This window comes from Amycolatopsis sp. NPDC004772, assembly GCF_053601215.1.
In genome coordinates this window covers 1-23,939 of the sequence record NZ_JBSGBK010000084.1, presented here as the reverse complement: position 1 = coordinate 23,939, position 23,939 = coordinate 1, and the positions used below count along the sequence as shown (strand labels likewise).

Sequence of the window (23,939 nt, the reverse complement as noted above, 5' to 3'; positions counted from 1 at the left end):
GGGTGCTCAGGTTTGCAGCGCCACCCAAAGTTCCGCGCGGACGCCCGGTGCGTCCAGATCACGGCCCAGCAGTTCCTGCGCCTTCGTGATCCGGTTCCGCAGCGTGTGTCGGTGGACGCCCAGCCGCGCAGCCGCCACGTCCCAGTGGCCGTGATGTTCCAACCAGCAGCGCAGCGACGCCACCAGGTCACCGCGGCCCGTTTCGTCATGGCGGCGCAGCGGGGCCAGGAGGGTTCCGGCGTGGACGCGGGCCACCTCCGGGTCGATCAGGGACAGCAGCCCGCGGCCGGTGTGCTCGGCTGCCGAGATGAGGATCTTGTCCTCGGCCTCCGCCGCCTGGGCCGCCAGGCCCGCCTGCTCGAGCCCGGCCGCGAAATCCCGCGGGGCGACCGGGCCCGCCACCCCGCCGTGCAGGCCGCCGATCCGCAGCGCCGCCTCGGCAGCCTGCTCGACCACGCTCGCCGGACCGAAGGCGACCACCGACGCCCCGGAGCGGGCCGCGAACAGCTCGCCGTCCAGGGCCCCGAGCAGCTTGCGCCGGGCCGCGGGCGGGCCGAGGAACACCAGGACCGACCACGGCGCGGCCGGCGCCTCGGCCCCGGAAGCGGCCAGCACCCGCAGGGCCAGTTCGGCCTGGCCGCCCACGAGCAGCTCCACCAGCCCGGTCCGCAACGCCTCCCGCGCCGCCGCCTGCGCGCGATCCTGTTCCAGCGCCAGGGAAAGCACCGAGACCGCCGTGTTCACGATGTGCCGCCCCGCCGTGTCCAGGGAGGCCCCGACGGCGAGCACCCGGCGCGCGCTGGTGTCCAGCGTTTGCAGCACCACTTCGTCGTCCCCCAGCGACACCACTCGCGTGCCGGCCTGCAGCCGCTCCAGCTCTTCGCGCAGCGAAGCGCCGTACGCCCGCGCGCTCGCCGGAGCCGCTTCGGCGACGGTTGTGCGGTCGAAGAGCAGCACCCAGCCGTCGACGAGCTTCGCCAGCTTGCGCAGCACGCCCGCCGGGCCGCCCTTGCCGACCGCCGTGCGGGTCAGTTCCTGCTGGGCGCGGCCGATGCGGACCGTCGTCGCGTACTCGTCGGCCGCCACCGCGCGCGACACGGCCCGGGTGATCGCGATGAACGGCGTCTTCCGCGGCACCTCCAGCACCGGCAGCCCCACCGACGCCGCCGTCGTCACGAGCGAGCGCGGGACGGACTCGTGGCTCAGCCCGACGCCGAAACCGAGTCCCGCGACCCCGGCGGCCACGAGCCGGCGGACGTAGGCCGGTGACGTCTCTTCGTCCAGGGCCAGGCCGGTGGTGAGCAGCAACTCGCCGCCTTCGAGGAACGCCTGGGGATCGGTCAGCTCCGTCGGGTGGACCCAGCCGATCGGGCGGTCCAGGACGTCTTCGCCGGTCAGCACCCGCAGCCCGAGCGGGCGCTCGGCGGCCAGCCGGGCCAGCGTGAGTGCCATAACGGCCAATTGTACGCGCTGGATTGTCCAGAACGGCCACCTGACGACCGTCCGGTAACCGCTCATCCTGAGGACGTCCCCGACTTCCCAGGAGCACGCCGTGACCGCAAGCACCACCGCCGGGCCGCAGGCGCCGGCGCCCCGCCAGCGCAGGCTGCAGACCGAAATCCCCGGCCCCGTCTCGCGCGAGCTGCAGCAACGCCGCGTCGACGCCGTCGCCGCCGGGGTCAGCTCGGTGCTGCCCGTCTACGTCACCTCCGCCAGCGGCGGGCTGCTCACCGACGCCGACGGCAACGTGCTGATCGACTTCGGCTCCGGCATCGCGGTGACCAACGTCGGGCACTCCGCGCCCGCCGTCGTCGACCGCGTCCGCAAGCAGGCCTGCTGGTTCACCCACACCTGCTTCATGGTCACGCCGTACGAGGGGTACGTCGAGGTCTGCGAAGCCCTGGCCGAGCTGACGCCGGGCGACCACGCGAAGAAGTCGGTGCTGTTCAACTCCGGCGCCGAAGCCGTCGAGAACGCCGTGAAGATCGCGCGCACGGCGACCGGGCGCCAGGCCGTCGTCGTGTTCGACCACGCCTACCACGGCCGCACCAACCTGACCATGGGCATGACCGCGAAGTCCATTCCCTACAAGCACGGGTTCGGCCCGTTCGCGCCGGAGATCTACCGGGTGCCGGGCTCGTACCCGTTCCGCGACGGCCTGTCCGGCCCCGAAGCCGCCGCGCTGGCCATCGACCGGATCGAGAAGCAGATCGGCGGCGACCAGGTGGCCGCGGTGGTCCTCGAGCCGATCCAGGGCGAGGGCGGCTTCATCGAGCCGGCACGCGGCTTCCTGCCCGCGATCGCGGCCTGGTGCCGCGAAAACGGCGTCGTGTACGTCGCCGACGAGGTCCAAACCGGCTTCTGCCGCACCGGTGCGTGGTTCGCGTCCACCGACGAGGACGTGGTGCCGGACCTGATCGCGACGGCCAAGGGCATCGCGGGCGGCCTGCCGCTGTCCGCCGTCACCGGCCGCGCCGAGCTGCTGGACGCGGTCCCGCCGGGCGGCCTCGGCGGGACGTACGGCGGCAACCCGATTGCGTGCGCGGCGGCGCTCGGCTCGATCGAGACGATGAAGACCGAGAACCTGGCCGCGTCGGCCCAGCGCATCGAGGGGGCCGTGCTGCCGCGGCTGCGGGCACTGGCCGCCGAGACCGGCGTGATCGGCGACGTCCGCGGGCGCGGCGCGATGCTGGCCGCGGAGTTCGTGAAGCCCGGGACTTCGGAGCCCGACGCCGACCTGACCAAGCGCGTCGCGGCGGCCTGCCACCAGGCCGGTGTGGTGGTGCTGACCTGCGGGACCTACGGCAACGTCGTCCGCCTGCTGCCGCCGCTGGCGCTGTCCAACGACCTGCTCGACGAAGGCCTGTCGGTGCTGGAGCACGCCGTCCGGACGGAGGCCCGCGCATGACGTTCCCGTTCTGGGTCGCCGGGAAGCCGGTGACCGGCGGCGCGACCGCGGTCGTCCGGCACTCGTTCGACGGCTCCGAGGCGGGGTCCCACTTCGTCCCTTCGCCGTCGGACGTCGAAGCCGCGGTGCAGGCCGCGGCGGACGTCGCCGACGAGTTCGCGACGCTGCCCGCGCACGTCCGCGCCGGGGCGTTGGACCACGTGTCCCGTTCGCTGGGTGAGCGGTCCGAAGAGCTCGCCGCGCTGATCACGGCGGAATCGGGCAAGCCGCTGAAGTGGGCCCGCGGCGAGGTGGGGCGCGCGGTGTCGACGTTCCGCTGGGCGGCCGAGGAGGCCCGCCGCTTCTCGGGCGAGCTGCAGCGGCTCGACACGGACCCGGGCGGCACCGGCCGGCTGGCGCTGGTCCGGCGCGTGCCGCGGGGGCCGGTGCTGGGCATCACGCCGTTCAACTTCCCGCTGAACCTGGTGGCGCACAAGGTGGCCCCGGCGATCGCGGTCGGGGCGCCGATCGTGTTGAAGCCCGCGCCGGCGACCCCGCTGACGGCGTTGCTGCTGGGCGAAATCCTGGCCGGCACCGATCTGCCGGCGGGGTCGTGGTCGATCCTGCCGGTGGACAACGAGACGTCGTCCCGCCTGGTCGAGGACCCGCGCCTGCCGGTGGTGTCGTTCACCGGCTCGGTCCCGGTGGGCTGGGCGATCCGCGACCGCGTGCCCCGCAAGCACGTGGCCCTGGAGCTGGGCGGCAACGCGGCAGTGCTCGTCTGTCCGGATTGGACGGACCTGGACTTCGCGGCGCAGCGGATCGCGACGTTCGCGATGTACCAGGCAGGGCAGTCGTGCATTTCGGTGCAGCGGGTTTACGCGCACGACTCGGTGTTCGACGCGCTGGCCGCGAAGGTGCTCGACCAGGTCCGCGCGCTGGGAGTGGGTGACCCGCGCGCCGAGGGTGTCGACGTCGGCCCGTTGATCAACCTGGACGCCGCCGACCGGGTTTCGTCCTGGATTTCGTCGGCGGTGTCCGCGGGCGGCCGCCTCCTGACGGGCGGCGGGCAGTCGGGAGCGACGGTCGAGCCGACGGTGCTGGCGGACGTCCCGGAGGACGCGTCGGTGATGGCCGAGGAGGTGTTCGGGCCGGTGGTGTCGCTGGTCCGGGTGGCTTCCGTCGAGGAGGGCGTGGCGCGGATCAACGCGTCGCGGTTCGGGCTGCAGGCCGGGGTGTTCACCCGCGACGTCCCGACGGCGTTCGAGGTGTCGGCGGCGTTGAAGGTGGGTGGCGTGATCGTCGGGGACGTGCCGAGCTTCCGCGCCGACCAGATGCCGTACGGCGGGGTGAAGGACTCCGGGGTGGGGCGGGAAGGCCCGGCGTCGGCGATGGCGGACTTCACCGAGGAGCGCGTCACGGTCCTGACGGGATTGACGCTGTAAGGGCCTCGTGCGCCTCGACGAGTGACGGCCCGTACCAGGTGAGGTGGCGGCCCGAGACCAGGACGTACCGCGCGTCCGGGAAGTGGTCCGGGCCGTCCTCCTCGGTGAACAGGTACGGCTCGTCCGGCAGCACCAGCAGGTCCGCGTCCGCCGCGAAGTGCGCGCGCAGCTCCTCGATGTCCGGGCGCGGGTAGCGCTCCTCCGACGTCGCATACACGTTCGCCACGCCGACGCGGTGCAGGACGTCGCCGGCGAAGGTGTCGCGGCCCAGCACGATCCACGGCTTGCGCCACACCGGGACCACCGCGTGGAAGCGCACCGGCCGGACCTCGCGCCAGGCCTCTTCCGCCGCCACCAGCCACTCCGGCTCGGCCAGCTCGTACGCCTGCGTCAGGATCCGGCGCAGCGAGCCGAGCGCCGCGGGCACCGACGCCGCCGCGGCCATCACCCACACCGGGATTCCGTTGGCGCGCAGGCGTTCCACGTCCTCCTGGCGGTTCTCCTCCGCGTTGGCCAGCACCAGGTCCGGCGCCAGGTCGAGCACGCGGTCCAGCTTCGGGTACTTCGACCCGCCCACCCGCGGCACGTCCAAAGTGGACGGATGCGTGCAGTAGTCCGTCGCGCCCGCCAGCCGTCCGGGGGCGCTGAGCTCGACCGCTTCGGTGAGCGACGGGACGAGGGACACCACCCGGGCCGCCGGTCCGGACAGCGGCACCGGTTCGCCGAGGTCGTCGACCAGGTACGTCATGCGCGTTCGAACGACACCTTCCGCTTGTCGACGTCGACCGCGGTCAGCCGGACCGCGATCCGCTCCCCCGCGGTCAGCCGCTCCCCCGCGCACTTCGCCATCACCGTGGGGTCCTCGACCAGGATCTCCGCCTTGTTCTCGTCCGCGCGCAGCACCACCGCACTGAACTCGCCGCCGACGTGCTCGGCCAGCACCCACGCCTCGACCTGGTCGATGCACGCCCGCTCGACCTTCGCGGCGAGCGTGTCCGACGCGCTCATCCGCTCCGGGACGTCGGCGAGCGCCGCCCGCACCCACTCCGGGACCTCGCGGCCGGCCGAGACGGCGAGGCAGATCTCCGTGGCGAACCGGTCGACCAGCCGCCGGATCGGGGCCGTGACGTGCGCATACGCGCCGCCGATGCCCGCGTGCGTCGTCAGTGACGGCAGCTCGCCGTCGAACGCCGTGTAGCCCGCGCCGCGCAGCAGCCTGGTCGTGTCCGCGTAGAGCGCCATCGACGCCGGCTGCCCGGGGTCCAATCGGGACAGGAACTCCGAAACGGTCGCCTCCGGCGCCCACGCGATGCCGAGCGCTTCGGCCGAGCGGCGCAGCCAGTCGACGGCCTCGGGCTCCGGGTCGGGCAGCGTGCGCAGGACGCCGATCCGCGCGTCGAGCATGATCCGTGCCGCGGCCATCCCGGTGAGCAGCGAGATCTCGGCGTTCCAGGCGTCGACGGCGGTGCGCGGGCGGCGGGCGAGCACCCAGCCGCCGTCCGGGTCGCCGGTGATCTCCTGCTCCGGCAGCTGCAGCTCGACGGCGCCGCGCCGGACGGCCAGCTCGCGCCGCCGCCGGCCCAGCTCCGGCAGCGCGGCGACCGACGGGTGCGGGTTCCCGGCGTCGAGGGCGGCCTGCACCGTCTCGTAGTCGAACTGCTCGGTGGACCGGACCAGCGCGCGGCGGACGCGGGTGGCGGTCGGCTCACCGGCGTCGTCGGTCTCGATGGTCCAGAGCACCGCGGGCCGGATCTCGCCGGGCAGCAGGCTCGCCGCGCCTTCGGAGAGCACCGGCGGGTGCAGCGGGACGTTGCCGTCGGGCAGGTAGAGCGTCTGGCCGCGCAGGCGCGATTCGCGGTCGAGCGCGCCGCCGGGCGGGATGAACGCGGCGAGGTCGGCGATGGCGTAGTGCACGCGGAAGCCGTGCGCGGTCTTCTCGACCACCATCGCCTGGTCCAGGTCCTTGGACCCGGGCGGGTCGATGGTGACGAACGGCAGGTCGGTCGCGTCCTCGCGGGGGCCGGCGCTGGCCAGCGGGTCGAGGACCGCCGCCTCCGCCTCGGCCAGCACCTCGGGCCCGAACGACTCCGGCAGCGAAAACTCGGCACGCAGGGGGCCGAAGTCCCCGCCCGCCGAGTGTGTCCTGATCACGAGGGGAGGCACCCCCCAACCCTAACCCGCGCCGGGCCCGGAGATCGCCCGATCGGGCGCGGGCCGGTCGGGTGTACGTTGCCCGGGCATAATGAAAACCGTCATCATTGCCAGAAGGGGACCCCGACCGTGAAGATCGCGTTCGTCGGCAAGGGCGGCAGCGGCAAGACCACGCTGTCGTCGCTGTTCGTGGCCTACCTCGCCGACGCCGGCCTGCCGGTGCTGGCCATCGACGCCGACATCAACCAGCACCTGGCGGTGGCCCTCGGCGCGACCGAGGAGGAAGCGCTCGCCTGGCCCACGCTGGGCGACAACATGGCGCTGATCAAGGACTACCTGCGCGGCGACAACCCGCGGATCCCGGACGCGGCGTCGATGATCAAGACGACCCCGCCCGGCCGCGGTTCGCGCCTGGTCCGGCCGTTCGAGGACAACCCGGTGTTCGCAGCGTGCTTCCGCCAGCTGGGCGGCGTCCGGCTGGGCGTCACCGGCCAGTTCGACGAGGACGACCTCGGCGTCAAGTGCTATCACTCGAAGGTGGGGGCGGCCGAGCTGCTGCTGAACCACCTGGTCGACGTCGACGGCGAGTACGTCGTGATGGACATGACGGCGGGCGCGGATGCGTTCGCTTCGGGCCTGTTCACCCGGTTCGACGTGACGTTCCTGGTCTGCGAGCCGACGGTGCGGAGCGTGGGCGTGTACCGCCAGTACGCGGACTACGCGCGCGACTTCGGCGTCCGGCTCGTGGTGGTGGGCAACAAGGTGACGGACGCGGAGGACGTCGAGTTCCTGCAGGACCAGGTCGGCTCGGCGCTGCTGGGGTGGCTGTCGGCATCCGGGCACGTGCGGGCGGCCGAGCGCGGAACGGCCCGCCCGATCGCGGAGCTCGAGCCGGTCAACCTGGCCACGCTGGCCTCGATGCGCACGGCGGTCGACGCGGAAGAGCGCGATTGGGCGCGCTACCAGCGCCAGGCGGTCGAGTTCCACCTGCGCAACGCGGCGGCCTGGGCCGGCGCCGACCTCGCCGCGCAGGTGGACCCGGAGTTCGTGCTGAGCCCGCGGCTGACGGTCTAGTCGTCGTCCTCGGCATCGGCCCGCCGGGTGCGCTCCCGGGCGATCTCGAGGGCGCGCCGGGCGGTGGCCTCGTCGGGGTACGGGCCGAGCAGATCGACGCCGCGGCTGCGTTCGAGGTGCTCGACCTGGTGGGTGCGGGTGTTGTAGTACCACCCCTGGTCCGGGTTCGGGTCGTTCGACATGGTCCTAGGTTCGCACCCGAGCGCCGGTTTTTCAGCGCTTGTACCGGTAGGGAATCTCGGTCGGCTGCCCGGTGGGCCCGAAGTCCTGCGGTTCTTCGGGCTCTTTCTGTTCGGTGAATTCGTCGAACCAGCCGCGCGGGGTGCCGCGGGGAGGGGTCTCGGGCTCTTGGCGCGAGGGCTGCGGGAGCGGGGTGTCCCGCCCGGGGAAGACGGGACGGGCGTTGGGAGCCGAGGGTGGGACGGGGGGCATGGTCCCAGGGCCGGGGAAGACGGGGCGCGCGGGGGCGGCGTGGCGGGCCGGGAACGGCTGGGGGGTGGATTCGGGGCCGGGAAAGACCGGCTTGGGGGTTTGGGCGCGGTTGGGTGGGGTTGGGCCTGGGGTTGGGGCGGGGGTGCCGGGTGCCGGCGGGCTTTGCGCCGGACCGGCGGCCGGAGCGCCGGGCGCTGCGGGGGAAGCAGCCGGACCTTGCGCCGGACCGGCGGCCGGAGTGCCGGATACCGCTGGGGAACCAGGCTGGCTTTGCACTGGGCTGGGCACCGGGGCAGCGCTGGGTGCCATTGGGGAATCGACCGGGCCTTGCACCGGCCGGCCGGGTGTCGTCTGGGAGCCGGCCGCGCCTCCGCCATGCGCGGGCGTGGTGCCTGGGTGAGGACTCGGCCCCTGGGGGGTGCCTGACAGCGAGGCGGCGCTGGGAGCCGTGGACGTGCCGTGCACGGGCGCAGCTCCCGGCGTAGCTCCGGTGCCCTGAGGTGCCGAGCTGGGGCCTTGTGCGGCGGCAGGCGCCGAGCCGATGCCCTGAGCCGGGGCCGGGTGGCTGCCGGGCGTGGCGCCCGGGCTGCCGGGAGCCGGCAAGTTTGCGGGCCCCCAGGGCGGCTTGGGCAGATGGGCACCGGTCATCGGAGCCGGTGAGGTCGGCTGGGGGGCTTCGGCCGGGGCAGCGCTCGGCTGGGGAACGTCCGGGGCGGCCTGCGATTCGGCACGCTCCTGGGCGCCGCCAGTCTGCGCCGCCGGCTGCGGCACGGCAGCGGGTGCCGGCGGTTCGGCGGGCAACTCCGGCTCCGAGGCGGCCGTCGGCTGCGAAACCGCAGCGGATACCGACGGCTCGGCGGGCGGCGCCACTTCTGAGGCGGCCGTCGGCTGCGGAACCGCAGCGGATACCGACGGCTCGGCGGGCGGCGCCACTTCTGAGGCGGCCGTCGGCTGCGGAACGGCAACGGGTGTCGGCTGTTCCGCTCCAGAAGGGGCCGCCGGTTGGGGAACCTCGGGAGTTGCCGGCGATTCCGCGGCAGGCATCGACTGCGGGGCATCGGGTGCCGTCTGCGATTCCCCGGCAGGCTGTGCGCCGACCGGCGGCTGCGGCTGCGGCTGCGGCTGCGGCTGCGGCTGCGGACCAACCGAGTCCCCTTCTTGCGGCGCAGCCGGCACGCCCGGCTGGATGGGCTCAGCCGGATGGTCCGGCTTCCGTTCCGCAGCGCTGGGATCTTCCGGCTCGGTCCGGCCTGACTCGCCCGCCTGCGACTTGACGGCTGCGGGTGCCGCGTCGGTCTGGGGCTCGTTCGATGGCACCGATCCGGCCGGAAGTTCGACCGGCTCCGGGCGAGTGGCCTCGTCCGATGCCGCTCCGGCGGATGCCGATACGGCCTCCTCCGGCAGCTCCGCCTTTCGCGATGCCGGTGCTTCCTGCTGGTCAGGAACCGGTTCAGCACTCGTATCCCCCGCCTCGGCCGAAGCCGACGCAGCAGCCTCCGGCCGATCCGCCTCCAGCGCCACCGATTCGGCCGCCTCCGCCTGAGCCGCAGGTTCACCGGGTGCCGGCTTCTCAGCCGCTGGCTGCTCCACGTCCTGCGGTGCTGCCGGCGCAAGGTCGGGCCCCGAGACGGCACCTTGCGGCCGTTCGGACTCCCGTGGCGCCGAGGACGAGGTGACGGTCTCCGGAACGTCCACCGGCTCAGCCCCAGGACGAGACCCCTGAGCCTGCACGACCTCAGGCGCCGGGCGTTCCACGGCAGGAACCGGCTCAGGCGCAGAACTGACCGCATCCGGCGCCGCATGGCGGGGCGCGGTCGGGGCCTTCACCGGGCCCGGCAGGTCCGGCTCGGCCGTCAGCGACCAGTCCGGCTCCGGCGCCCCGCCACCGGACGAACCCGGGCGCGCCCAGGCCCCCGGCACCTGCTGCTCAGGCGTCCCCGGGACCGACTGCGCCGGCGGGGGGTGGGGCACCGTCCGCCACACCGGGGCCGGGCCGATGTTCATCGGGGCCGGGGCTGCCACCGAGCCCGACGGTGACGCCGCCGGCGGTGCGGAGCGCGCGGCTGGCTTGGGGATCGGGTCCAGGCAGGACACCAGGACCGAGGTGTTCTCCGGGTCCGGGACCTTCCGTCCGCTCCTCTCCCGGTAGACCATCTCGCCGTCCGCGTCCATCTCCACCAGGTAGCCCGCCTCCGCGAGCTGTTCCTCGTCGAGGTCCGCCAGCTTCTCGTAGCGCGAAGGCACCACTCGATAGATCGGCCACGCCAGGCCCGCGTGCTCCGCGTGGAATTGGGCCAGCAACGCCGCCATCTGGTGCTGCCACGGCAGCGACATGCCCTCGGCCAGCGACCGCGGCAGCACCACGTACCCCGCGTCGACCCCCGGATAGCCCTGGCCCAGCTGGTCGGCGAGCGGGGTGCTGGACACGGGACGCGCGCTCTGCCGGGGCGGCTGAGGCGCGCCGAACAGCGCCGCCGGGTCCCGGGGCTCGCCCGCTCCGGGCTTGCCCCTCCTGCCGAATTTGCGTCCCACGTGCTCATCCTCTGCCAGTACGCGGCCACCTGCTCGGGGAAGCGGCCGCGACGTCGGTGCGATCGGTGTCCAGGCCCTCGCAACCCATGCTAAACGCCGGGGCGGACCGCCTGCGGCACGAGTTCGCGCTCGTCGAACGAGAACGCCCGGGTGTGCACCGGGACACCCGTCTGCTGCGCCTCGACGATCTTGTTGTCCCCCAGGTACATCATCACGTGGTGGATGGACGACGGGTCCGATGGGTCGGTGGCGAGGAACAGCAGGTCACCGGGCTGTGCGTCGCGCACCGGCAGGTACGCGCCGGCGTGGTACTGGTCGCGCGAGACCCGCGGCAGGATGATCCCCGCCGACTCGTACGCGCGCAGCATCAGGCCCGAACAGTCGTAGGAATCCGGGCCCGTGGCGCCCCACACATACGGCTTGCCCTGCTCGCCCAGCGCGAAACTGATCGCCTGCCCGGCCGCCTGGCTCGGTGGCAGCAGCGCGCCCAGGCCGGTGCCGCAGGCGACGACGTCGACGACCTGGCCGACCGTCTCCACCAGCGTCGCCGCCATCGGCTCCCACTTGTGGTAGCGGTCCGGGAAGCCCGAACGCTCCACCGCCTGCGCCGCGTCGCCGGGCCGCTTGTTCTCCCAGTCCGGCACCGCGAGCAGGACGTCGTAGAACTTGTTGACCGCGTATGTCGGGTTCGTCACCTCGGCGACCGATCCCCAGCCCATCGACGGCCGCATCTGGAAGATGCCCTGGGAGTCGCGGTCACCGTAGGTGAGGTTGTGCAGGCCGGATTCGGTCATGCCGGCCTGGATCGCGACCTGCCACGCGCGCGGCGCGAGCGTCCTCTGCTTGCCGATCGAGATGATCAGCGCGACGATGCCGCGCTGCTCCTCGTCCAGCTTCGACGCGTCGACCGTGCCGCGATCACCCTGGCCGGGCTGCGTCGGCCCGACCGAGGCGTCGCAGCTCATCAGGTTGACGCCCCGGGCCTGCGCCTGCTGGTTGTCGATGACGACCTTGGCGGCGACCGCGGTCACGACCAGGGCACCGATCGCGACGAACACGACCAGCCCCAGCCACAACCCCAGGCGCCGCACGGTCAGCTCGCCTGGTCGTAGTCGGCGACCCGCCAGCCGGCGTTGGTGCTCACCACCGTGATGGCCAGCTTCGGCCCGTCGGTCGGGATGGTCAGCTGCACCGAGCTCGGGTAGGACGTGCCGACGACCGGCTCACCGGTGACCTTCGACGCCGGGATGTTCGACGGGTCGACCGTCGACATCACCGGCAGGTACTCCTCGGTGGTGTACGGCTTCAGCTGCGCGAGCCACTGCTCGGAGGTGATCCCGGCCGGGTGCCTCACCCAGGCCGCGGCCCACTCCTTGGCGACGCGGATCGCGTCGGCGTTCGGCGCCGCCGGGGTGGGGGTGGCCAGCGGCGTGGACAGCCGGGTCGGCAGGTTCGACGTCGGGACCGGCGCCGCGACGCCCGGCGGGGTCGACGTCGCCGAGGTGGTCGTCCCCGGGCCGCCGGGGGACGCCTTGGCCTGCGGCTTGCCGATCACCTTCGGCAGCACGATGCCGAGCGCGGTGATGAGGATGGCCAGGAACACGAGCGCGCCGACGAGGTGGCGCGGCGAGCGCAGCGGCCAGCCCCACAGGCGCCGGTAGACCGCGGCGCGGCCGCGGTTGGTGCGGATCGGCATCGGTCACCGCCCCAGCACTTGGTCGGTGTCCCGCGGCTCCTCGCGGACCTCGATGCCCCGCGACGGCCGGTAGAGGACGAACACCGGCTTGCCCGCGACGACTTCGGGGTCCACGCGGCGCGGCTGGGCGCGCACCCCCGGCGTCCGCGGCGCGTAGTCGCTGAAGCCGGGCTCGGGCGGCCGCAGGTCGGACGGCACGACGACGGGCTCGGGTTCGTCGCTCCAGCGCCGGTCGGCCACCGGCGAGGTGTCGACGCGCCGGCTCTCCTCCCGCGTCGTCGGACGGCCGCCCGCGCCGACGACGACGTACTCGCCGCCGTCGCCGTTGGCCGGGTTGTACTGGCCGAACACCGGGGCGCCGGGACGTCCGCCCGCGGGCAGCGCGCCCGCGGACCCGCCCCCGCCGACGGCCCCCGGCCACGCACCGGACCAGGCGGCGGCCGGGCGGGAGGCGTGGGAGCCGTTGTCGAGGCGCTGGGCGTTGGCGAAGATGGTGGCTTCCGGCCGGAACCGGCCGCCGCCGGCGGTGGCCCCGAGCGGGCCGCGCTGCTCGCCGTCGACGACGTCGTCGGTGTCGCGCACGTTCTGCCAGAACTCGTCCTGCGGGGTCGGGCCGTTCTTGTTGCGCCGGAACCGCGAGAAGATCCCGCCGCCGGGCGACGGCACCGCGGCGCCGACCATGCTGACCGACATCTCGACCATCTGCCACAGCCGCCGCACGGGCCGCCCGACCATGAACAGCAGCACGGTGATGAGCCCGGCGAGCACCATCTGCGTGAGCATGTTCAGCGAGTTGCCGGCATCGAAGATGGCTTGCAGCAGCAGGGCGTGCACCCCGGCGAGCACGGAGAGCACGACGAGGTTGAAGGCCACCCCGCCGGCGACCTTGAGCACGCGGCGCAGGATCTCCGGGTGCAGCAGCGCGACCAGGCCGATGAGCGGCGCGGTGAGGGCGAAGAGGCGGATGAGGACCTGGGCCAATAGCACTGACGCTTTCGCCAGGAGCTGGAAGAGGGAGTAGACGAGGGCTTGGCCCAGGGAGAGGAAGCCGGCACCGGTGCGGCCGCCGGCCTCGCCGGTGAAGTAGCCGGTGGCCGGGCCGAGCTTGGTGGAGATGTCCTTGTAGGCGTTCTTCTTGCCGTCGATGACGGACTGGTTGCCGTCGTCCCCGTTCACGAGCTGGTTGCGGGTGAACGCCTGGGCGTCGAGCAACGGCTTGCCGAACTGCTCGGCCTGCGGCGCCGTCGGCGTGCCGAACTCCCCGCGCAGCCAGTTGTTGTAGACGATCTGCGTGTGGAGCTGGGTCGGCAGGATGTCGCGGACGATCCGGTCGCCGCTCTCGTCGACGAACCCCGCCTGGATGTTCGTCGTGGTCTGGACGATCGCTTTGTCGATCGGGTCGAAGTACCGCAGCATCGCCAGTGACGACGCCGCCAGCCACACCCCGGCCAGCGCGTAGAGCGCCCGTTTGCTGACCGCGGCCAGGTCACCGCGCCAGATGTTGCGGAACATCATGATCGACAGGATCAGCGCGACCAGGCCGAACAGCTGGGCGTAGATGTTGTTGTAGACCTTCTCGGCGCCGGACTTCACCGCGTTGTAGATCGGGTTCAGCAGGCCACCCTCGAGCACCGTGTAGTGCAGCGAGTTGGTCGCGCCGACGATGTTCTTGCCCAGGTTGAACAGCTGGTTGCCACCCCAGGTGTCCAAAGTGGACCCTGGCGGGGTGAGGTTCACCGCCGTGCAGTTGGTCTCGAAGGTGTTCCAGACCATGCCCGCGTAGCCGTAGTCGATGTAGGCGCTGTTCGGCTCGCCGTGACCCTCCGGCGGATCGATCGCGCCGACCATCCCGGCACCCGGGCGTTCCGGGTTCGGCGCCTCGCCGCACGCCGCCGCGCTGGCCGCGGGGGCCGTGGCGATGGCCTGTAGGCCGAGCACCAGCATGACGGCGAACATGGTCGCCTTGCGGCTCGGCACGCGCCGGGCCGGCGGGCCTTCCTTGATGCGGCGCTTCACGGCGTGCCACCCGGCGGCCAGCGTCAGCAGCACCGCCAACGTCAGCAGGGTGTTCATGCCGCACCCCCTGTGGCCGCGCCGGAACCGGCCCCGGAGCGGCGACCCGCGACCCGGCGGCCGGGGCCCGCGTCCGCGCGCACGCCTCGTTCCCGGGCCGCGTTCATGCGGCGTCCCGGCCGGTGCCGCCCTTCCCACCTGAGCGGGCGTGTTGCTGCTGCCCGTTGGACGGCTGGACGCCGCCCTCCACTTCGCCCGTCTCGGAGGCCAGCGGGTCCGGTGCGCCCAGGAGGTTCTCGTCGGCGAGGCCGACCTCCAGTTCCGCCGCCAGCTCGAAGTCCTGCTCCAGCTCGATGTCGTCCTCCGGGGGCACCGGAACGTACGGCTTCTTCTCCTCCGCCGGCAGCGCCAGCTCGTTGCCCGGGCGCCGGGACGGCGCCGCGTCCTTCGAACCCGGGGTCGTGTCCATGACCGCCCGCAGGTGGTCCAGGTGGGGGCCGGAGAAGTCGACGCGGATGCGCTCCACGCCTCCCGCTCCGTCACCGAAGATGAACTGCCGGGGCTCCACGTCCCGCTCCAGGCCCCGCTGGGCTCCGGGACGGCGTCCGAGCGCCGCCACGACCTGCTCGTACCCGACGCCGACCGGCACCTTCAGCAACCGGAGCGCGTCCGCCTGGGCGTCGTCGTCGTCGAGACGGCCGACGAACACCGAATCCAGCAGGGCCACGAAACCCTGGATCTTCAGGAAGTCCGCCGGGATCTGAGACGACAGCAGGACGCGGACGTTCCACTTGCGCGAGTCACGCGCGAAGCGGTTCATCAGCACGCGGCCCGTGGGCACCTCGGACAGGAAGAACGCCTCGTCGATCCAGACGCCCTTGCGCATCTCCTTCGGCTTCTCGTACACCGACCGCTGGGTCAGCCACGCCGCCAGGTTCAGCATCTCGACGCCGAGGGACTCCGCGTCCGTCCAGTACTCGCGGGGGACGCCGTCCTTCGGGAGGGTCAGCCCCGCCATCGTCAAGACGGTGAGCCGGTCGTCTCGGGTCTCCGAGTACGGGTCCGCGTCCGTCTCCGGGATGAGCAACGCCATGCGCTCGCGCATCTCGTCGAGGAAGTCCGCGACGACGCCCGCGTGCTCGTGGTGTTCCGACGAATCCCGGCGCAGGGCATCGATTACCTGGCCAGGATCGGCGTCGAACCGGCCGCCGACGGCCCGCACCGCGCGCAGCAGCACGATCCGCGTCTGGGCCATCCGGGAGACCTCGTACGGCAGGACACCGGTCAGGACGTCCAGCACCAGACGTCGCCGGGTCGCGCCCGCGAGGGCCTTCTCGCGGCGCCAGGACCGCTCGGGGTCGTCCTCGTCCATGAAGTGCTCGATCAGCGGCTCGGCGACCACCCGGTACGGGTTGAGGATCCCCGGCTGGGCGTTGAGCAGGTTGATCGGCCGCGCGTACGGGCGCAGCTCCGGCAGGTCGCACAGCCGCGACAGCGGGCCCGACGGGTCGAGGATCGTCCAGTTCGCCCCCGCGCGCAGCGTCTTGTAGACGATGCCGCCGCCGAGGAACGACTTACCACCACCCAGGCCGGCCACCATCGCGGTGAGGCCGGAGCCGTCGCGGATCTCCTGGGCCATCCACGGGTCCCAGGCGACCGGGCGGCGGGTCGCCGTGCACGTCTCGCCGAGCAGGATGCCGCGGCGGTCGCCGACCTCCGCGGTCGCCGTCGGGACCGCCGAGGACGCCCAGACCACCGACCCGCGGCGCATGTACGCCGCCGAGGCCAGTGGCTCGCCCGGGATGAACTCCCGGGCCATCGCGTACTGGGCCTCGGGGTGCTCGATGGCGATCTTCGGCTTGTACAGGTCGAGCAGCTGCTGGGCCAGGCGCAGCGCGTCGCGCTCGGTCGGGCCGGACACCGCCAGCCGCCACCAGGAGCGGACGCGGGTGGCCAGCGCGGTGAAGCCCGACGTCATCTCGTCGTCGATCTCCAGCACGCGCCCGGCCTGCCGGGACAGCGACTGCGGCGGTTCCAGCTCGTGCTCGTCGGTGTAGTGCTTGACCTGCGAGCGGACCTTGTTCATCTGCCGCTGCAGCTCGCCGGCCACCTCTTCGGGGCGGCGGACGTAGATGCGCGCGGACACCTCGACCGCGGCGGGCAGGCGGTCGGCGTGCTGGATCCACGGGTCGTCGACCTCGGGGATCTGCAGGCCGTGCATCTGCCCGACGGTCAGGATGGCCAGGTGCCGCGAGACGCCGGCGTTGGAGCCGGTGCGGCCGCGGACGGTGACCGTCGGCGCGTACGGGTCGGCGTAGTAGTCGGCGGCGTCGGTGAAGCTGGCCAGGTCTTCGGGCTCCCAGGCCGCGCCCGGCACCGCGGGCATGTTCCGCGGCGCGGGCAGCCCGAGCGAGCACGAGCGGTGCATCAGCCAGGACATCTCCTCGGCGTGCACCGGACGGCCTTCCAGCCCGGCGCTGCCGATGACCTGGTCGAGGTGCTCGACCTCGGAGTCCAGCGCGGTCAGCTCGGCGTCGACGGCCTCGGGCAGGATCTTGCGCAGCACCGGCGCGGCCCGCTCGACCGCGCGGTCGACCATCCGCCGGGTCTGCACCTGGACACCCAGGTAGACCTCTTTTTCGGCCATCGAGCGGCCCATCAGCTGCTGCTGCTCGCCGATCAGGTAGTCGTCGAACGACAGCGCGCCCGGGACGTCGCCGGGGCGGCCATGGGCGTTGTAGACGTGCGCCTCGGCCCACATCCGGATCGGGTACGGGCGGTTCGTCACGCGCAGGTGCAGCCAGCGGCCCTGCAGCTCGGCGTACTGGCCGGCGATGGCCGCGATCAGGTCGCGCCGCTGGGAGTCCGAGCGGAACGACCAGCGCTGCGGCGCCAGCCGGTACCAGGCGTAGACCTCGACGCCGGTGCGGACCAGGTGCCCGTCGATGCTTCGCACCGCGATCGACGGGGTATACGCGGGAATCGCCTGCTCACCGGGCAGGCGCGCCTTGTTCCCCGAGCCGTTCCGCGACGCGCGGACCTGCTCGGGCGGTTGCCATGCGCCCGAGTGGGTGTCCCGACCCCGTTTTCCTCGGCTACCGCCGCGACCGAACAACGACTACCTCCCGGCCCGAGCCGGGTTGCCCCGGCTCCGGCGCGCTCGTGGTGCTCCCTGGGTGAAGGCTGCCCCCGGCGGGCCGCCGTGGTGCTGGTACTGCCGCCTCCGCTTGTGCTTCGGCAGCGGGCGCTCGGCCCGGACCCGGACGCGGCTGGCGCTGACCGCGCCCCCGGTGCCCGTGGTCACCTCTCTGGGGGTGTTCAGCTCGCGCCCGGCCATCGCGACCACGGCCCCGAGCGGGCGCTCGTGGCTGATCTTGGCGGTGAGCAGCCGGGTGATCACGATGGTGGCGATGAACGCCCACGCCGTCGAGAAGAACCCGAAGCTCCACCCCGCCCAGCGTTCGACGCCGAGCACGAGGAAGAAGGTCGGGATGCCGATGAGCCAGGCGACGTACCGGGCTCTCCAGGGAAAAGTCGCTTTCGGCGGGCCGAGCCACACGGCGTCGACCCGGTAAACCTCGTCGTCGGTCCTGATGCGCACGCGGGCCGCCTCAGCCGGTGAACAGGCCGGCGATCCACTGGCCCACGTTCACGCCCGCGCCGCTGACCGCGAGACCGATGATGGCGAGCGCGATGACCACGCCGGCGAGCCGGCGCATGACACCGGCGTTGTCGCCCTTGCCGCCGCCCAGCCACAGGAGCAGGAGTGCGACGGCCAGCAGCACCAGGGGGATGACGTTGTCGAGCAGCCACTGGCGCACGTTGCCCGTGCCCAGTTCGCCGGCCGCCAGCGTGTCGAGGGTGGTCAAGGTCATCATCGCGATACTCCCGGTGCGCGGTGGGGGCCGCGCGGTTCTGGCTCAGGCGGTGCTTCGAACAACATCATGGGGGCTACGAGGGGTAGTGGTCAAAGTGCACAGCGTGGAGACCGGCTGGCTTGTCAACCGTCGTGGTGCGCGCGGCACCCGAAATCTCCACGCCCACCATCATCGCGGCAAGGGCCCTCGGGTTGAACCCCGGCCACCCATACTTCTCAGTGTGCTGACGAACTCACCCCATTGCCCGGGATTTGCTCACTGTGGGTACTGACACTGTGGCCGTTGTGCGGCCTGGAACAGTGTTGCATGACACGAACGGCCGTGTCCCGCGAGTCCGCTCTGTGACAGCCGTCCGCCGGTCGGCGGCCATGTCGATCTTGACCGCGAGTGCTGTCCGTCACGGGGTGCCCGATACTTCACAACTTTTTCACTACATAGCGTGATCTTGACCGGTGTTCAGGGCCTGCCGAGGGCGAAGACGCCGTCCGGGAAGGCGCCCGCGTCGATGACGCGACGGCTGAGACCGCGGCACAGCTCTTCGAGCCGGGCGGTCCGCTCGGGCCCCAGGTGGTCCCACGGCCCCCGCGCGGCCGTCTCGGTGGCGACCTCGACGCGGTCGCGCAACGCGGCGCCCCCGTCGGTCAGCACGCCGTCGGCGTCGACGACCCCGCGGTCCGCCAACCGGCGCTCGGCGGCGGCCCACTGCTCGTCGCTCCAGCCACGGGTGAGCTTCGCGGCGGCGAGGTTGAACCCGCGTCCGGTGGCGCTGTGAGTGATGAGAGCTTCGAGCCCGTCGAGGCCCTCGAGGACCAGCGCGGCGATGTGCCCGTCGCCGCGGTGCTCGCGAAGCAGCGTGATCGCGTGCCAGAGGACGAGGTACGGCTCCCCCGGCCAGGCGAGGCCCGCGTGCGCGGCGTAGAGCGGACGCCCTTCCGCGCGGCAGCCGGCGGTGGCTTCGCGGGCGAGTTCGGCGGCCTCGGCGACTTCGTCGCTCTTGACGTGGTCGCCGAGGAGGCGGGTCAGCGCCTTGTCGACGGCTTCGAGCCGCGCGTCGAGGACCTGCTCCGGCGTCGCCAGGGTCCAGGCGCGCGGGATCACGCGGGCGACGACCTCGGGGTTGAAGTTGTAGAAGGTGGCCGCGACGACCTCCGGCCCGACGGCCCCCATGGCCGCCGACCGGCTCGCGAAGTACGGCATCCGGCCCGGCCGCAGCCCGATCCCGGTGAGCGCGGCCTCGGCTTCGGGCACGAAGTACACGAAGGCGTGCAAGGAATCGAAAGCCGACTTGAACCGCTGCTCGTCACCCGCCATGTCCGCACCCTACTACCGGGTAACACGCGACGGAAGCACGCTCCGGCGGACCGGAAGAGGCAGCACGCGTGATGCCCGTTGGAGCACGCGTGATGCCTCTTGGGGCACAGGGCGGACGAGCTGGCGTGTAAGCCGGATCCTGTTCCCCGGTCGCCTTGCGGCTCGCGGGGCGGCGGCCATCCATCTCGGCCTGCCGTCGCCGGCAGGCTCCAGCGGCCTACCCGCAGGCTCGGACGGGCCGTCCTCGAACGCCTGCGCAGGAGCTCGCGCTCCCTCTTGGCCTTGCTCCGGGTGGGGTTTACCTAGCCGTCCCGGTCGCCCGGGACGCTGGTGGTCTCTTACACCACCGTTTCACCCTTACCCCCGCCCGAAAGCGGGGGCGGTCTGTTTTCTGTGGCACTTTCCCGCGGGTCGCCCCGGGTTGCCGTTAGCAACCACCCTGCCCTGCGGAGTCCGGACTTTCCTCGGGCCGGGTCGCCCCGGCCCGCGACCGCCCTGCCAGCTCGTCCGCAGGCTGGATCGTAGCCCAGCGCGGCTCAGTGACCGGCCACCGCCTCGCTGCGGCGGCGGGGCCGGGCCGGCGGCGGGGGCTCGGCGGGCGCCGGGTGCTGGCGGGCCAGTTCGGCGGTCCAGTGGAGGACGGCGGCGGGGCTGTCGAGGCCGATCAGGCCGACGAGCCGGCCCTGGCGGACGAAGCCGGTGATCGGCCGGGTGCCCGGGACCGGGGACTCCAGCAGCACCGTGTCGGTGGCCAGCGACGGGCGGCCGGCGACCTGGATCCGGACGCCGTGCTGCTCGGACCAGTAGCGCGGCACCGGCGTGTAGACCGGGGCCCCCTGCGGCCCGGCCAGGAGGTTCTCGGCGGCCGCGCGGCTCATCTCCACGGCGTTGAGCCAGTGCTCCTCCCGGTGCGGTGCGCTGTCGAAGCGGAGGTTGGGCCAGCGGGCGACGTCGCCGGCCGCGACGATCGTCGACGAGCCGACCACGTGGCAGGTCGGGGCGCAGACGACGCCGTCGTCGAGCGGCAGCTTGGCGCCGCGCAGCCAGGACACCGCCGGGACGCTGCCGACCGCGACCACGACGCAGGCGGCCTCGAGGGCGCGGCCGTCGGCGAACTCGAGGCCGACGTGCGTGGGCGCGGGCCGCCAGCGGCGGATCGTGGTGCCGAGTTCGAGGTGGACGCCGCGGGCGGTGTGCAGCGCCGTGAGCCAGTCGCCGATGTCGGGCCCGAGGACGTCGGCCAGGAGGGCGCGCTGCCGTCCGAAGAGGACGACCTCGCGGTTCATCTCGCGCAGGCTGGAGGCGACTTCGCAGCCGATGAAGCCGTCGCCGATCACGGCGACCGGGCCGGGATTGGAGGCAAGCGCACGCTGGAGGGCGATCGTGTCGGAGAGGGTGCGGACGACGACCACGCGCGGGTGGCCGTGCGGCGCGCCGGGCATCCGGCGCGGTTCGACGCCGGTGGCGACGATCAGGCCGTCGTAGTGGAGTTCTTCGTCGCGGAGGTGGACGACCTGCCGGTTCGGCGAGAGCCCGGTGACCGGCGTGCCGAAGCGCCATTCGGCGTCGACCTCCAGGGGGTCGGCGAGCAGCGTGTCGGCGCGGCTGACCGCCCCGGTGAGCAGCTGCTTGGACAGCGCCGGGCGGTGGTAGGCGATGTCGGGTTCGGCGCCGAGGACGACGACTTCGCCGTCGAACCCGAGTTCGCGCAGCCGTTCGGCCGCGCGCAGGCCGGCCAGGCCGGCTCCGGCGATGACGATGCGTTCGCTCATCGGGTGGCTCCCAACAGGTGGATGGCTCTCATGGGGCAGGCGCGCGCGGCGGCCTGGACGTTCGGGACGAGCTGGGCTTCCGGGCGCTTCTCGTAGGCGAGCTGCCCGTCCTGGCCGAGCTGGAAGACCTCGGGCGCTTCGGACTGGCAGACCCCGTAGGCGTGACAGCGCTGGCTGTCGACGTCGACGCGCACGGTGGCCGGCTCCGGGCCGTCCCCCTCGGGCGGCCGCGCGACCAGCCCCACCCGGGCCAGCGCCTCGGCGGGCAGCACGCGCAGCACCGACAGCAGCACCGGCGGGACGAGCAGCGTGATGCCGGCCAGCCAGACGACGGCGAGGTGCCCGCTCGCGATGGCCCCGAGCCACGCGTGCACGGCGAGCAGGCCGATGGCGAGGTACCCGACCTGGTGGAACCGCAGCCAGCGGCCTTCGCGGGTGCCGCGGCGCAGGGCGGCGGTCACCGACACGGCGATGACGAGCTCGAGGCCGGCGATGCCCAGCGCGTGCCGGGGCGTGCCGTCGTAGAAGGGCAGGAGGAGGTCGGCGACGCCGAACGGGTCGTCCTCCAGGAAAAGGAACGTCAGCCCGTGCAGGGTGCCGGTGGCGAGGGTGAACGCGGCGAGCACGACGTGCCCGGTGCGGATCGCGTCCTGGCCGCTGAACCGGCGGACCCAGCCGGTCGCGGCGAGGACGCCCCAGCACAGCGTCAGGCACATGCAGAGGTAGGTGAGGCGGCCGGACAGCGTGGCGGCCTCGGCGATCCCGGTGTCGTGCGGCGACACCGGGATCAGCGCGGCGTGGGGGGACATGGAGCGGCTTACCTCCGGGGACGCGGCGAGGTCCTGCCGGGGGTTCCGAGCAGGCGGAGCAGGCCGAACGTGGCGACGGCGGCGAGGGCCACGAGAACGGCGCCGGTGGCGATGGCGCCGCCGCCGAGGGTGTCGTCCTCGGTGGCGGAGACGAGCAGGGACGTGGTTTCGGCGAGCCCGGTGCTCTCGAGCAGGGTCAGGTGCCCGAGCGAGGTGTCGACGGCGGTCTGGGCGAACGCGCGGACGTCGTCGTCGCGGGTGCCCGCGCGGACGTCGGAGGCGAGCCCGAAGAGCGTGCCGTACTCGGCGCGGAGGCGGTTGACGTAGGCGCGGTCGAACGTGTCGCCGGAGTCGGCGGCGATCTCGTCGGCCCAGCCGCGCTCCTGGTCGGTCGGCTCCCCCGGCAGGGTGACGGCGAGCCGGTCGGCGACCGCGCGCAGGGCGACGTCGAGGCGGGCCTGGTCGTCGGCGATGCGGACGGCGACGGCGCGCACGCGGCGGTTGGTGGCCCGCTCGACGGCGAGCCTGCTCGACGGCACGGCCCACAACGTGTGCTGCTTGAGCCGGGTCAGCAGGGCGCGGTCGGACTGCTGCAGCTCCCCGGCCGAGGCCGGCAGGGCACAGCCCAGCACGAGCGCGGCCGCGGCGGCCAGCAACGCCACGAATCGGAGCGGCATCCCCGTTGTCCCTTCGCAAAGGAGTCCTCATCTCCTGGTACGGGACAGGAGTGTGATCCGGTTCTCTCCGTCACCTTTTAGTGACCTGTGACGTGTATCACAAGACACATTGTGAACCGACGGTCGACGGTCGTCGTCGACGCTGCATCGAATTGAGCCGTGAAACTGATGCATATGGCCTATTAAGTGATTTTGCGCTACGCTCCGATGACCCTACGGTCCGCCAGTCAGGTGAGGTTGCGAGCTTTATGGAAGCAGCAGGAAGAGAAAGTCGCGGCCAGGTCGGCTACGCGTCGTCCGCAACTGCGGTCGACACCGACCCCGCGGCGGGGGACGACCTCGTCCCGCTGCTCTACAAAGACTTCCGAGCCACCCTGTTTGCGCAGGTCCTGGCCCTGACCAACCATGACCGGCAGTGGACCGAAGACGTGGTGCAGGAGACTATGATCCGGGCCTGGCAGCACTCCGCGACGCTCGAGCGCGAGCCCGGAATGCTGCGCGGATGGCTGCTCACGGTGGCCCGGCGGATCGTCATCGACGGCTGGAGGAATCGCCGCGTCCGCCCGCAGGAGGTCGCTCTGGAGATCCCGGAAAACGCCGAGTCCACGGACCGTACGGACAGCTCGTTAGCCGCGCTAACGATTACTCGGGCATTGCGGGAACTGGACGCCAAATATCAGTCGGTCATCTACGAGACGTATCTCGCGGGAAACACCGTTCGACAGGCGGCGGAAATTCTCGGAATTCCCGAGGGAACCGTCAAATCGCGGTTGTACACGGCGATGCGGCAATTGCGGAAAGCGCTCGGGGAAGTGACGATCCGATGAGCGGGCGGAAGGGGGACACCGCGGCCTACGGGCTCGGTGTCCACGACGATCCGGAAGAGTTCGAAGCCCACCTGCGGAACTGCGCCCGCTGCCGGCGCCGGGTCGCCGGGTTCACCCCGGTGGCCGGTGCGCTGGCCGAAGCGGTGCGGCTCGGCTACCTGCCGCCGGGCGACGGGGCGGCCCGGCGCCGGAAGTCGGCGGACTCGGCGGCCCGGCGGGGGCCCGCGGCCGGCCCGCTCCTGCTGCTTGCGCTCGGCGTGGCCGCAACGACTCTTGCGGGGGTCCGGGTGGCAGAGCCCCCGGCCCGCGGCGAAGCCGCGGATGTCACGACTCTTGCGGGGGTCCGGGTGGCAGAGCCCCCGGCCCGCGGCGACGCCGCGGATGTCACGAGATCGGAAGAGCGGCGGGGAGGGAAAGAGTGGTTATAGAGAGGGG

At 72.7% G+C, this 23,939-nt stretch carries 19 protein-coding genes and 1 other RNA gene; 5 read left to right on the top strand and 15 right to left on the bottom strand.

Features of this window, described 5'->3' with window-relative positions:
• Nucleotides 1-6 precede the first annotated feature (6 nt).
• Nucleotides 7-1,452 (bottom strand): PucR family transcriptional regulator, encoded by a 1,446-nt coding sequence (locus ACWEF6_RS34675; protein ID WP_449686789.1) that lies wholly within the window; start codon nt 1,450-1,452, stop codon nt 7-9.
• Between the two features lie 100 nt (nt 1,453-1,552).
• On the opposite strand from ACWEF6_RS34675, the gene gabT reads away from it, so the two are divergent.
• Nucleotides 1,553-2,908: a 4-aminobutyrate--2-oxoglutarate transaminase gene (gene gabT, locus ACWEF6_RS34670; RefSeq protein ID WP_449686788.1), complete on the top strand. Its 1,356-nt coding sequence runs from the start codon at nt 1,553-1,555 to the stop codon at nt 2,906-2,908.
• A complete protein-coding gene (locus tag ACWEF6_RS34665) occupies nt 2,905-4,332 on the top strand; it encodes an aldehyde dehydrogenase family protein (RefSeq protein WP_449686787.1) in 1,428 nt (475 codons plus the stop codon). The genes gabT and ACWEF6_RS34665 overlap by 4 nt, the downstream gene beginning before the upstream one ends.
• Here the strand turns inward: ACWEF6_RS34665 and ACWEF6_RS34660 are convergent.
• Together ACWEF6_RS34660 and ACWEF6_RS34655 are read right to left on the bottom strand one after the other, a co-directional pair.
• On the bottom strand, nt 4,304-5,080 hold the full coding sequence (locus tag ACWEF6_RS34660) for a helical backbone metal receptor (RefSeq protein WP_449686786.1): 777 nt from the start codon (nt 5,078-5,080) through the stop codon (nt 4,304-4,306). The genes ACWEF6_RS34665 and ACWEF6_RS34660 overlap by 29 nt on opposite strands.
• Nucleotides 5,077-6,483 (bottom strand): RNB domain-containing ribonuclease, encoded by a 1,407-nt coding sequence (locus ACWEF6_RS34655; protein WP_449686785.1) that lies wholly within the window; start codon nt 6,481-6,483, stop codon nt 5,077-5,079. The genes ACWEF6_RS34660 and ACWEF6_RS34655 overlap by 4 nt, the downstream gene beginning before the upstream one ends.
• Before the next feature lie 129 nt (nt 6,484-6,612).
• On the opposite strand from ACWEF6_RS34655, the gene ACWEF6_RS34650 reads away from it, so the two are divergent.
• The gene (locus tag ACWEF6_RS34650) at nt 6,613-7,557 is read left to right on the top strand and encodes an ATP-binding protein (protein WP_449686784.1); all 945 of its coding nucleotides are present in this window, start codon (nt 6,613-6,615) and stop codon (nt 7,555-7,557) included.
• Here the strand turns inward: ACWEF6_RS34650 and ACWEF6_RS34645 are convergent.
• The 12 genes from ACWEF6_RS34645 to ACWEF6_RS34590 all read right to left on the bottom strand — a co-directional run bounded on the left by ACWEF6_RS34645 (nt 7,554) and on the right by ACWEF6_RS34590 (nt 22,677).
• On the bottom strand, nt 7,554-7,739 hold the full coding sequence (locus ACWEF6_RS34645) for a hypothetical protein (RefSeq protein WP_449686783.1): 186 nt from the start codon (nt 7,737-7,739) through the stop codon (nt 7,554-7,556). The two genes, ACWEF6_RS34650 and ACWEF6_RS34645, sit on opposite strands and share 4 nt — an antisense overlap.
• A 2,871-nt stretch (nt 7,740-10,610) precedes the next feature.
• Nucleotides 10,611-11,597: a C40 family peptidase gene (locus ACWEF6_RS34640; RefSeq protein WP_449686804.1), complete on the bottom strand. Its 987-nt coding sequence runs from the start codon at nt 11,595-11,597 to the stop codon at nt 10,611-10,613.
• Between the two features lie 17 nt (nt 11,598-11,614).
• Complete coding sequence (locus ACWEF6_RS34635; protein ID WP_449686782.1) at nt 11,615-12,217, bottom strand: hypothetical protein; 603 nt, start codon at nt 12,215-12,217, stop codon at nt 11,615-11,617.
• 3 nt (nt 12,218-12,220) lie between these two features.
• The gene (locus ACWEF6_RS34630) at nt 12,221-14,290 is read right to left on the bottom strand and encodes a magnesium transporter (protein ID WP_449686781.1); all 2,070 of its coding nucleotides are present in this window, start codon (nt 14,288-14,290) and stop codon (nt 12,221-12,223) included.
• 103 nt (nt 14,291-14,393) lie between these two features.
• Nucleotides 14,394-17,345, bottom strand: coding sequence for an ATP-binding protein (locus ACWEF6_RS34625; RefSeq protein WP_449686780.1), 2,952 nt, complete (start codon nt 17,343-17,345; stop codon nt 14,394-14,396).
• A gap of 3 nt (nt 17,346-17,348) precedes the next feature.
• Entirely contained in the window at nt 17,349-17,831 is a 483-nt protein-coding gene (locus tag ACWEF6_RS34620) for a hypothetical protein (protein ID WP_449686779.1), read from the bottom strand.
• 10 nt (nt 17,832-17,841) lie between these two features.
• Entirely contained in the window at nt 17,842-18,108 is a 267-nt protein-coding gene (locus ACWEF6_RS34615) for a hypothetical protein (protein WP_004562703.1), read from the bottom strand.
• Nucleotides 18,109-18,564: 456 nt separating this feature from the next.
• Nucleotides 18,565-19,419 (bottom strand): SCO6745 family protein, encoded by an 855-nt coding sequence (locus tag ACWEF6_RS34610; RefSeq protein ID WP_449686778.1) that lies wholly within the window; start codon nt 19,417-19,419, stop codon nt 18,565-18,567.
• Between the two features lie 112 nt (nt 19,420-19,531).
• Nucleotides 19,532-19,925, bottom strand: an RNA gene (gene rnpB, locus ACWEF6_RS34605) — RNase P RNA component class A.
• 30 nt (nt 19,926-19,955) lie between these two features.
• Nucleotides 19,956-21,191 carry an NAD(P)/FAD-dependent oxidoreductase gene (locus ACWEF6_RS34600; protein ID WP_449686777.1) on the bottom strand — a complete coding sequence of 412 codons (1,236 nt, stop codon included), beginning with the start codon at nt 21,189-21,191 and terminating at the stop codon, nt 19,956-19,958.
• Nucleotides 21,188-22,000: a 4Fe-4S domain-containing protein gene (locus ACWEF6_RS34595; RefSeq protein WP_449686776.1), complete on the bottom strand. Its 813-nt coding sequence runs from the start codon at nt 21,998-22,000 to the stop codon at nt 21,188-21,190. Before ACWEF6_RS34595 ends, ACWEF6_RS34600 begins: the two co-directional genes overlap by 4 nt.
• An 8-nt stretch (nt 22,001-22,008) precedes the next feature.
• Complete coding sequence (locus tag ACWEF6_RS34590) at nt 22,009-22,677, bottom strand: DUF4142 domain-containing protein (RefSeq protein ID WP_449686775.1); 669 nt, start codon at nt 22,675-22,677, stop codon at nt 22,009-22,011.
• Between the two features lie 248 nt (nt 22,678-22,925).
• Between ACWEF6_RS34590 and ACWEF6_RS34585 the strand changes: the two genes are divergently transcribed.
• Nucleotides 22,926-23,504: a sigma-70 family RNA polymerase sigma factor gene (locus ACWEF6_RS34585; protein WP_449686774.1), complete on the top strand. Its 579-nt coding sequence runs from the start codon at nt 22,926-22,928 to the stop codon at nt 23,502-23,504.
• Nucleotides 23,501-23,932, top strand: a complete 432-nt coding sequence (locus ACWEF6_RS34580) for a hypothetical protein (RefSeq protein WP_449686773.1) — start codon at nt 23,501-23,503, stop codon at nt 23,930-23,932. Before ACWEF6_RS34585 ends, ACWEF6_RS34580 begins: the two co-directional genes overlap by 4 nt.
• The last annotated feature ends 7 nt before the right edge of the window (nt 23,933-23,939 follow it).